This is a genomic window from Microvirga sp. jy35, from assembly GCF_056148915.1.
On the sequence record NZ_JBWBEW010000028.1, the window covers coordinates 53,474 to 62,984 of the forward strand.

General features: G+C 61.7%; 8 protein-coding genes. 6 read left to right on the plus strand and 2 right to left on the minus strand.

Features of this window, described 5'->3' with window-relative positions; genetic code table 11:
• From AC0QTX_RS18790 to AC0QTX_RS18815, 6 genes are all read left to right on the plus strand, one after another.
• A complete protein-coding gene (locus tag AC0QTX_RS18790) occupies nucleotides 1-1,038 on the plus strand; it encodes a Gfo/Idh/MocA family protein (protein ID WP_474605341.1) in 1,038 nt (345 codons plus the stop codon).
• The gene (locus AC0QTX_RS18795) at nucleotides 1,035-1,517 is read left to right on the plus strand and encodes a tripartite tricarboxylate transporter TctB family protein (protein WP_474605342.1); all 483 of its coding nucleotides are present in this window, start codon (nucleotides 1,035-1,037) and stop codon (nucleotides 1,515-1,517) included. Before AC0QTX_RS18790 ends, AC0QTX_RS18795 begins: the two co-directional genes overlap by 4 nt.
• Nucleotides 1,517-3,016 (plus strand): tripartite tricarboxylate transporter permease, encoded by a 1,500-nt coding sequence (locus AC0QTX_RS18800; protein ID WP_474605343.1) that lies wholly within the window; start codon nucleotides 1,517-1,519, stop codon nucleotides 3,014-3,016. The genes AC0QTX_RS18795 and AC0QTX_RS18800 overlap by 1 nt, the downstream gene beginning before the upstream one ends.
• Nucleotides 3,013-4,011 carry an NAD(P)-dependent oxidoreductase gene (locus AC0QTX_RS18805; RefSeq protein ID WP_474605344.1) on the plus strand — a complete coding sequence of 333 codons (999 nt, stop codon included), beginning with the start codon at nucleotides 3,013-3,015 and terminating at the stop codon, nucleotides 4,009-4,011. Before AC0QTX_RS18800 ends, AC0QTX_RS18805 begins: the two co-directional genes overlap by 4 nt.
• Nucleotides 4,012-4,027: 16 nt before the next feature.
• Nucleotides 4,028-4,693, plus strand: coding sequence for a hypothetical protein (locus tag AC0QTX_RS18810; RefSeq protein ID WP_474605345.1), 666 nt, complete (start codon nucleotides 4,028-4,030; stop codon nucleotides 4,691-4,693).
• A 95-nt stretch (nucleotides 4,694-4,788) separates the two neighbouring features.
• On the plus strand, nucleotides 4,789-5,778 hold the full coding sequence (locus tag AC0QTX_RS18815; protein WP_474605350.1) for a LysR family transcriptional regulator: 990 nt from the start codon (nucleotides 4,789-4,791) through the stop codon (nucleotides 5,776-5,778).
• Nucleotides 5,779-6,320: 542 nt separating this feature from the next.
• On the opposite strand, the gene AC0QTX_RS18820 is transcribed toward AC0QTX_RS18815, so the two are convergent.
• Together AC0QTX_RS18820 and AC0QTX_RS18825 are read right to left on the minus strand one after the other, a co-directional pair.
• Complete coding sequence (locus AC0QTX_RS18820) at nucleotides 6,321-7,718, minus strand: MFS transporter (protein WP_474605346.1); 1,398 nt, start codon at nucleotides 7,716-7,718, stop codon at nucleotides 6,321-6,323.
• A 64-nt stretch (nucleotides 7,719-7,782) separates the two neighbouring features.
• Nucleotides 7,783-8,943 (minus strand): RHE_PE00001 family protein, encoded by a 1,161-nt coding sequence (locus AC0QTX_RS18825; protein ID WP_474605347.1) that lies wholly within the window; start codon nucleotides 8,941-8,943, stop codon nucleotides 7,783-7,785.
• Nucleotides 8,944-9,511: the final 568 nt, after the last annotated feature.

Genomic DNA, 9,511 nt, shown 5'->3' on the forward strand with positions numbered 1-9,511 from the left:
ATGAAAGAGACAGCTCTTCGAATTGGCGTGCTGGGCTGTGGCCATATCAGCCGCGATCATCTGGTAGCATGGTCACATTGCACCGACGTTCATGTGGTCGCGGTTTGTGACCCTGTGATCGACCGCGCCAAGGCACAAGCCGAGGCCTTCCGCATTGAACAGGTCTATTCCAATCCAGCCCAGATGATGGCCGAGGCCGGGCTTGACGCGGTTGATATCGTGACGCCGCGTGGAACACACGCGGCAATGATCCGGCTTGCAGCCGACCACGGCTTGGATGCGCTGTGCGAGAAGCCGCTTTGCCCAACACTGGACGAGGCCGAATCTCTGGTCCAGGAAATCGGCGACCGCATCCGGGTCATGGTGAACGAGAACTGGCGGTATCGCGCCTATTTCACCCAGATCCGGGACTGGATCCGCTCGGGCAGGCTTGGCACGGTCACACAGGCGAGAATGGCCTTGTGGCGCTCCAACATGCTGGAACGGTCAGATGGTACTATCCCTTCCCTCAGCCGTCAGCCCTTTGTTGCCAAGGAAGAGCGGCTTCTTGTGGCGGAGTCGCTGATCCACGAGTTGGATACCGTACGCTCCCTCTTCGGGGAGATGAGCGTCGTTGCCGCCCGCCTGTCGCGCTATAGCGATCGGGTGATCGGTGAGGATGCCGCCGCAATTCTGCTTGAGGCTGATGCTGGCCACGCAGTCATCGTTGAGGGGGTGATGACTTCGGCTGGCCATGCCTTCCGTGCGCCGAATCGCCTGGAAATCGCCGGGACCCGTTGTAGCGTGACGCTTGATAACGCGACACTCCGGCTGCATGGCGCTGAGGAGGAGACGATCACCTATGTCGAAGACGAGGTTCGTCAGGGCTGTTTTGATGCCGCGGTCGAGCATTTCGTAACCTGCCTGCGCAGCGGCGCTCCCTTTCGCACCTCAGCCAAAGACCAGCTGGAGACCCTCAAACTGGTTGAGGATGTCTATAGATCCGCAGGGCATCTGCGCCGCCCGGGCCGGACCACGGGGGAGGCGGTTTCAGCATGAACAGATTGCTTCTACGCGAAATCGCCGCGGGCTCCGTGCTCATTCTAGGCGGGCTGGCTTTCAGTTTCAGCGCGCTCAAGTACCAGCTTGGCACATTCAGCGACATGGCGCCCGGGATGTTTCCCTTCATTATCGGTCTACTGATCGCCCTCACCGGCGTGCCGATCATCATCGACGGGCTGACCAATCCAAGACTGAGATCGCATGTCGTCTCTGAGGAAGACTCCTCTGCCGGGGAAGCGGACGGGATGCGGTCGTTCTTACTGGTCATCGGTGCTCTGGCTCTCTTTGGCATCATCATCCAGCCGTTTGGCATGGTGCCCGCCGTCATCGCGCTCGTCCTGCTGATCGGGCTAGCTGAGCAGAATCGCAAACCTCTGCAATCGCTCCTTATTGCGGTGGCGCTTGCCGCACTGGCAACCGCGATCTTCATATTCGGCCTGGGGATGAATATCCCAGCCTTCGCTTGGAGTCTCTGATGCAGGATATTTTCGCCAATCTTGCTCTTGGCCTTGCGACGGCCACAACACCACTCAACCTGCTCTACTGCTTCATCGGTGTTTTCCTTGGCACGTTCGTCGGCGTGCTGCCGGGTATCGGCTCGCTGGCTGCAATCTCGATGCTGATGCCGCTGACCTTTTATGTCCCGCCGGAAACAGCTCTGATCATGCTGGCCGGAATCTATTATGGCACGCAATATGGCGGCTCGACGGCGGCGATCCTGCTGAACCTGCCGGGCACCCCCTCTTCCGCGATCGCCTGCCTGGATGGCTATCCGATGGCCAAACAGGGCCGTGCGGGTATCGCGCTGGCCATGACCACCCTTGCCTCGTTCGTTGGTGCAACATTCGGCATTCTGGTACTGATGCTCTTTGCCCAGGCGCTGGCCCGCGTAGGGATGTCCTTCGCTGCCGCCGATTATTTCTCGCTTATGCTGCTAGGGCTTGTCGCCTCGTCAACTCTGGCCGCAGGCTCTCCGATCAAAGGCGTCGCCATGATGCTGGTCGGAGTGGCTCTGGGCCAGATCGGGACAGACGTGCAGACGGGCGTGGCGCGCTTCACCTTCGGATCGCTGTCTCTATCAGACGGCATCAATCTGGTGGCGTTGTCCATGGGCCTTTTCGGCGTGTCTGAAGTCATCACGACCATGGCTGGCAGGGCACATGGCGGGAGCGTCCACAAGGTGACGCTTCGCTCGCTGATCCCAACCCGGAAGGATGTTCGCAACTCGATCAACCCGACAGCGCGCGGCACCATTCTGGGTTCTTTGATTGGCGCGTTGCCGGGGACGGGGACGAATATCGCCTCGTTCATGGCCTATGTTGTCGAGAAGCGTGTTTCAAAGCATCCCTCGAAATTCGGCACCGGCGCAATCGAGGGCGTCGTCGCACCTGAAGCGGCGAATAACGCTGCCGCACAGACGGCCTTCGTTCCGACCATGACCCTTGGCATCCCGGGTGACGCGGTGATGGCGCTGCTGCTTGGCATGCTGATCATGCATGGCATCCAACCCGGTCCGCGCTTGATCGAGACCCAGCCCGGGCTGTTCTGGGGGCTGATCGTCAGCTTCTGGATCGGGAATATCATGCTCGTGATCCTCAACCTGCCGCTAATTGGGATCTGGGTGCGCATGCTCTCGGTTCCGCGCCAGATTCTGATGCCCGCGATCCTGATGTTCATGAGCATCGGCGTCTACAGCGTGAACTTCAATGTCTTCGACATCTGGGTCATGCTCGGCTTCGGCGCAATTGGCTATTTCATGATCAGCTTCGGCTTCGAGGCGGCACCGCTGATCCTCGGCTTCATCCTTGGCCCGCTGATGGAGCAATATTTGAAGCGTGCATTAGTGATTTCGGGAGGCGATCCGACGGTCTTCATCGAACGCCCGATCAGCGCCGGTCTGCTGATCGTCACATTGCTTCTGCTGGGGCTTACCATCTATGGCTCGACCCGCCGGAAAAGGAAGGCCGCGCAATGACCAGACCCAGGATCTTTCTATCTCATCCTGAAACAGCTCGGTCGTGGTGGTACGGCGAAGTGGCGCTGGCCGCACTGCGGGAACTCGGTGATGTGGTGCTTAACCCCGAGGATGCCTCCTTGCGCGGTGCCGATCTGGTGAAAGCCGCGGCAGGATGTCAGATCATTGTTCTGGACCGGGCCACGCCGGTTCGAGCCGAGGATATGGACGCACTGCCTGGGCTCCTTGCACTGGTGCGCAGCGGCGTTGAAGTACGACATATCGATCTCGAGGCCGCCAGTGCGCGCGGTATCCTCGTGACGCAGACGAACCCCGGCTATATTGCATCGACCGCCGAGCTCGTGCTTGCGCACATGCTCAACTGCGCCCGCGATATTCCGGACTATGTCACGGCCTATCGTCAGGGAGGTGTTCGCGCCCCAAGCCACGGACGCGAAATGGCAGGCAGCACGGCAGGCCTAATCGGCTATGGCCGCATTGCCCGCCATCTGGCCGGCATCCTGCATGCAATGGGGGTCAGGGTTCTGGCCTATGACCCCTACTCCCTGGTCGAGGCACCCGCCGTCCCGACTTCCCTTGAGGCGCTGTTGGAGCAGTCCGATTTTGTCGTGCCGCTCCTTGCCGCAACACCTGCGACCCGAAACCTCCTTGATGCAGAGGCGCTGGCTCGGATGAAGCCGGGCAGCTGGTTGGTCAACTGCTCGCGTGGGGATGTCCTTGACGAGGTGGCCCTGCGGGCTGCTCTGAACGAGGGACGGATTGCTGGGGCAGGGCTTGATGTTGGCTGGGGCGACGACCAGACGCCTTCAGCGGAGCTTGCCGCGCATCCACGCGTCAACGGTACCCCTCATATTGGCAATCTCACCGTCGAGGCGGCCGCGCGCCATCCGGCTGATACAGTCGCACAAGCCGCCGAAATTCTGGCCGGGCGCATTCCGTTCGGCGCAATCAACCCAGATCGCGCCAGCCGAGTCCGGGCCTATTCATCTCAGTAACTGAAGGACCTTCTCCATGCCACTCATCGGTAATGGCATTGTTGCCATCTGGAACGACATCCTGCCCGAAATGCGCGACGAATTCTTCGAATGGCATCCGCGCGAACATATGCAGGAGCGGATGGGCGTTCCGGGCTTCCTGCGTGGGCGCCGCTTCATTTCGACCGGAAGCGAAGAGGAGTTTCTGACCCTTTACGAAGCCTCGGAACCCGAACTGCTGGTGAGCGAGGTCTATCGAAAGCGTCTGTCCAACCCGACGGAGTGGTCGCTAAAGGTGCTGCCCTCCTTCCGCAACAACCTGCGCGGCGTGTGCCGGATTATCACCTCTCAGGGCTATGGCGATGGCGGCTATATGCTGACGCTGCGCTATGATGCTCCAGAGGAGGCCGATGACAGTGCCGTGGCAGCCGCCGTTCAGGGCTGGATCGATCGTCCGCGCGTGACCGGCGTGCATCTCATCCGTACGGACCGTACCCTGAGCGCGATTGACCCCTCTCTTAACCGGGGGCGGACCATCTCGGCGCCTGACCGAATCCTGCTTGTCGAGGGCTCCACCCTTGAGGAATTGCAGGCGCTCGAAAAAGAGGCCCGCGAGCTGATCTCCGCCCAGCAGGGCATCTCGGGCCTCGTGGGGGCGGTCTACCGGATGGAATATCAGGTGATGAACTACCCGAGGGGCTGAATCGCAGCCTCGCGCCCCTCTTGCACTCCTATAGCGCGCCCTTTACCTCTGTGTGCCTCGCCAACCCTGGCGGGGCATGAACCCGGAAGGCCGCTATCAACCTCCGCCAGCTAAGATACTTCGCCAAGACGATCGAGCTTGGTAATATTACAAAGGCCGCTGAGGATCTCTTTGTGGCGCAGCCCGCGCTTGGGCTGCAGATCCGTCAGCTTGAGCGTGAGTTGGGTGTGCCCCTTCTGATCCGCCATTCCCGGGGTGTCTCGCCGACTGAGGCCGGACAGCAGCTTTACGTTCGGGCGCTGGAGATCCTCGATCTGGTCGAACGTGCAAGGATCGAGGTCTCCGCCGCCAGCCGCAATGAGCGCGAGCCGATTGTCCTTGGCCTGACGAATGGCACAATGGCCTTGTTGGGTCCCAATCTGATCCGTGAGGCCGAGGCGAAGTTACCCCAGTTGCAACTGAGCCTTGTCGAGGAGATGTCGAGCGTGCTGGTTGACGCGCTGGACCGGGGCGAGGTTGATATCGCCCTCGCCTACGATGTGCCCGACCGTCCTAATCTGCTGCGGATCCCGTTGCTCGAAGAAGAGGTCCTTTTTGTGCGAGCCGCGTTCGAAGAGCCTAATACCGCGCCGATCACCTTTTCCAGCGTTCTCGCGCTGCCGCTTGTCCTCCCGAACGAGCGCGATGTAATTCGGACCCGGGTGCAAGCGATTGCCAACCAACTCGCCCTGCCCTTACGGATCGGCTACGAAGTATCCTCAATCAATATGCTGAAACGACTGGTGGCCGATGGTGGTTCGGCCTCAGTCATGCCCTATGCGACCATCCTTGATGAGGTCGAACGGGGCATTTTGCGCTGCCGCCGCATCATCGATCCGACACCAAAGCGGATACTCTATCTTGTCCGCGCGATCCGGCGGGGGCATTTCGCTCAGGATGACGAACTGCTTGACTATCTGCAGGCAGCGGTTCGGAACTTCCTAGGCGCCCTCGGTGAACTGGCCACCCCGCTTTCAGCGATGGAGCGCCCGCTATCTGTCGTGATGGAGCGTCTTTCCGAAGAATTTGGGAACCGCTCACGCTGATCTCGTTCTACGCAGGCCGATGACCTCTGAAGGGAGAGCATGAGGAGTTGTGGGGTGTAAATCAGCATCGAATACGGGCCCTTGAGCCGACTACTCTGACGTACATGCCATTGCTGGCGACTTGGCAGCATCGGCGGGGTCATCACCGGCGCCGATCGTGACCCCACCGCAATTCGATTTTGTGTGGCTAAACCCAGGCGCTGCGGTTCCAATAGGAGGGGGCAAAGCTTCGGTGCCGATTCACACCCGCCGAAGTTCGAGGCAAGGCTGGCGCCCAGACAGCGAGGAAGATGCGGGGCCGGAAAGGCGCCAAAGCGGGTGCTTGCCTGTCCGATCCTTCAGCGTCTTGTGTCGGCATGGAGAGCCCGAGGTGAGATCAAGGCCAGAGACAGCCCTAGGGCGGCTAGGTAAAGTCAACCACCATCCGGCTAAGGCGGGACCAAATGTCAGGTCATGTGCGCTGGGCTCTCGCGCGATTGAAACGCCCGTTCTTGAACACGCCAGCCTTCGCCGCTCCGCTCAGATCGGCGTCTACTGCACCTCTATCCTTTGGATGGCCTGCCACCTCTCAGTGTCCGCAGGCTGCTTGTCACGCATCCGATCACCGACAGGCCTGCCCCGAGCCACAGGATAAGCGCTGTCGGGCTGCCAAGAGCCAGGCCGAACAGAACCGCCGCCAGGGCTGCGCCCAGGGACTGGCCCAGCAGCCGGGCCGAGGATTGCATGCCGCTCGCACCGCCACTGCGCTCCGGCGGCGCACTCGTGATGATCGCCTTGTTGTTGGGCGACTGGAACAGGCCAAAGCCCAGGCCGCAGACCGTCAGGCGCCAGACGATGTCTGCGGTCGAGGGATTGTCCTGCAGCATAGCGAGAAGGGCGAGGCCGGCAGCCTGGATGGCGAGACCAATGCCCCCTAGCAAGCCGGGGGAGAAGCGGTCGGCCAGACGACCTGCAATAGGGGCTGCAACCGCAATGGCTAAGGGCCATGGTGTCATGAGCATGCCGGTCTCGGTGACGCTGCGACCCAGTTCATCGTGGAAGTAGAAGGGCAGCGCCAGATAGGCGAGTGCCTGAGCGGCGAACGAGCAGACCGAGGTCATGATTGAGAGGGCAAACACCGGCCGCTGCAGCAGGTCAAGGGGCAGCAGCGGCATCGGCAGCGAAAGCTGGTAGCGGACGAACACGAACCCTGCCACCACGGCTCCCCCTAAGGCGAGCAGCGGATAAGTGAGGTCGCCGGTACTCAGACTGTCGATCCCGGTGATCAGGAGTCCGAAGGTCAGGGCGTTGAGAAGAACGCTCCACCCGTCGAGCCGTCTGGCGGATCGAGGTGTCTCTGGCAATGTCCGGGCAGCGACAATGAGTGCGAACACGCCGAGGGGCACGTTGATCAGGAAGAGCCAGGGCCAGGACGCCACCGACAGGATTGCTGCAGCCAAGGTAGGACCGGCGGCTGATGAGACCGCCACCACAAGAGCTGTATTCCCGACGCCCCGGCCGAGGAGTCTGGCGGGATAGATGAAGCGGACAAGAGCAATGTTGACGCTCATGATCCCAGCCGCCCCCAATCCCTGGAGAACACGCGCCAGAATCAGCATCGGGAATGATCCGGCGAGCGCACAGCCAAGCGAGGCCACGGTAAAGACCAGGAGCCCGCTCCAGTAGATCCGGCGATACCCCACGGCATCACCCAGGGAGGCCAGCGGCAGGAGCGAGACGACGATGGCGAGCTGATAGGCATTGACCGCCCACACGGCGGTTGCGGGATCCACCTGAAGCTCCCGGGCCAGCACCGGAAGGGCCACATTGACGATCGCACTGTCCAGAACCGCCATGGTGAGGGCGACGGCGATAGCCAGGAAGGCCCAGAGCCGCTCGGGATTGGGCAGGCCGTCTGCGCAGCCTGTGGCAGTCACATTCCGTGGGGGAGTTGTGTGCATGATGAGGGGTTGGCGATCGTCAGTTCTGATGAGGTTATCGCGCATCGGGTGAGCCGGCGCGAGTTTACACGATGCCCCACGCGCGGTAGCGGGTTCGCCCGGTGAGCTCGCGCGGCAGGGCACCTCCAAGCTGGGCCAGCATCAGGTCGACGGCCTTGGGCGTGACCTTGAGCAGCTTGGCCCCGAGCGGCACTGTGACCAAAGGTCGGGACAGGAACAGGTCCACTAGCTCCGGCAGCTTCGAGTTGGAGCGGGTCTTGGCCGTGACCCGGTTCATCAGCTCACGGGCGAGGATGAGCCGGTCAAGATCCTTGTGAGCGATGACAAGCGCCTCCTCGAGCACTTGGCAGAAGCCCTCCAGCTTCTCGGCCGCCCCTTCCCGCCCCTGCGGCCGGAACTTCGACTGCTTGAAGCCGGCGGCGAGCGGCAGCAGATGGTTCGTCAGCCCACGGGCGCGCAGGATGGATGCTGCCATGATCAGGCCGAGCCAGGGCAGGCGGGTGTAGAGGTTGAGATCCAGCCACGCGTTCCACGCCACGGCGGCAGCGGCAATGGCCGGCCAGCCGCTGGTGCGCTTGACCACATCCAGCCACAGGTCCTCGGCCTCGGCCTCATCCTGATCCGGATCATACACCAGGTGCGAGCGGCTCTTCGGGATCGGGGTCTCGCCGGCGAGCACCTTGCCGGTGCGCTCGAGCAGGGCGTCGATCTCGGCAAAGTGCGCCTTCCATGGATCGGCATCATGGGCATAGGGTGGGTAGGCCTCCTCGTCCTCCGGATCCGGCCGCTTGCCCTTGGGCCGGGCGGGCTTGTCCTCGGCCACGGGGCCGAGGCCGCGAAGAGCCGCCAGCCCGTCGATGGAGAGCGGCCACGGCGCCTTCCTGGTCAGGGCGGTGCGCCGGGTGCGCAGAGCAGACGCCGCCCGGGTGAGCTCGTGGGTAGGGTGGCGCACGTCCATGCCGGCATCGTGCAGGACCAGATCGCCGACATCGACCAGGTGTCCATCGAGAAGGAGCGCCCGCACGGCTTCGGTCATGTCACAACGGGACTGCCAGCCAGCGGCGAGCCCGGACGCCTCGAGCCGGGCATCAAACCTGAGGATGCTGATCGTGATTGGCTCGAGCCGGCTGGCGATGGTCTCCCACGGCAGCTCGGGCAGAGCATAGGTACGGGGCACCAGGAACGGCTCGTTGTCGTACTCCCCTGCCCTACTGCCGAAAGCCACGCTTGCACCCTCAAGCTAAGTCATTGATGATCCAAGCTATAGCCTACCGAACAGAAGTGAAGCAAGTTTTTGCTACATCGTGGGGTGAGGCAGCTCGGTGCTCCACAGGAGAGCGTCCGTAGAACTCAGGACCATCGCTGCCGACGAGCGCCTCTCAAGGTTCCTGGTGGTCGCTGAGCCTGCAGAATCGCGGCAGAAGCCCTTGTTTTAAGCCAGTTTCCGAGAACTTAGGAAAGCCCTCCTCTCTCCCGCTGGTTAACAGAACGGCTTGAGAGACGTCTTCAAACGATCAGTTGAATGCCGCTCCCATCTTTGTACAGCCCGCTGGGCATAATGGACAGTACTGCGGCGCCCTCCCCTCTTGCGCCTGCAGCTAGATTGGTGGTCACCTACTGCTGCTCGGATCAGTTCGACAATTTTGAAAAATTAGCGCATTTCACAATGACAGAATGACCTTTGAGGACGGGCGCAACGCAGAAGGGGCAGAACACCTAGTGGTTTCCGCCTGACAGAAGAGTCCGATTGAGGATTCCCTTTGAGCCGTGTACATGCAAGGCTGGGGCATGCG

Excerpts from the sequence above, each read along its gene's own strand:
- AC0QTX_RS18810 (WP_474605345.1), top strand. The coding sequence starts at position 4,028 with ATGCCACTCATCGGTAATGGCATTGTTGCCATCTGGAACGACATCCTG.
- AC0QTX_RS18800 (WP_474605343.1), top strand. The coding sequence starts at position 1,517 with ATGCAGGATATTTTCGCCAATCTTGCTCTTGGCCTTGCGACGGCCACA.
- AC0QTX_RS18805 (WP_474605344.1), top strand. The coding sequence starts at position 3,013 with ATGACCAGACCCAGGATCTTTCTATCTCATCCTGAAACAGCTCGGTCG.
- AC0QTX_RS18820 (WP_474605346.1), bottom strand. The coding sequence starts at position 7,718 with ATGCACACAACTCCCCCACGGAATGTGACTGCCACAGGCTGCGCAGAC.
- AC0QTX_RS18795 (WP_474605342.1), top strand. The coding sequence starts at position 1,035 with ATGAACAGATTGCTTCTACGCGAAATCGCCGCGGGCTCCGTGCTCATT.
- AC0QTX_RS18790 (WP_474605341.1), top strand. The coding sequence starts at position 1 with ATGAAAGAGACAGCTCTTCGAATTGGCGTGCTGGGCTGTGGCCATATC.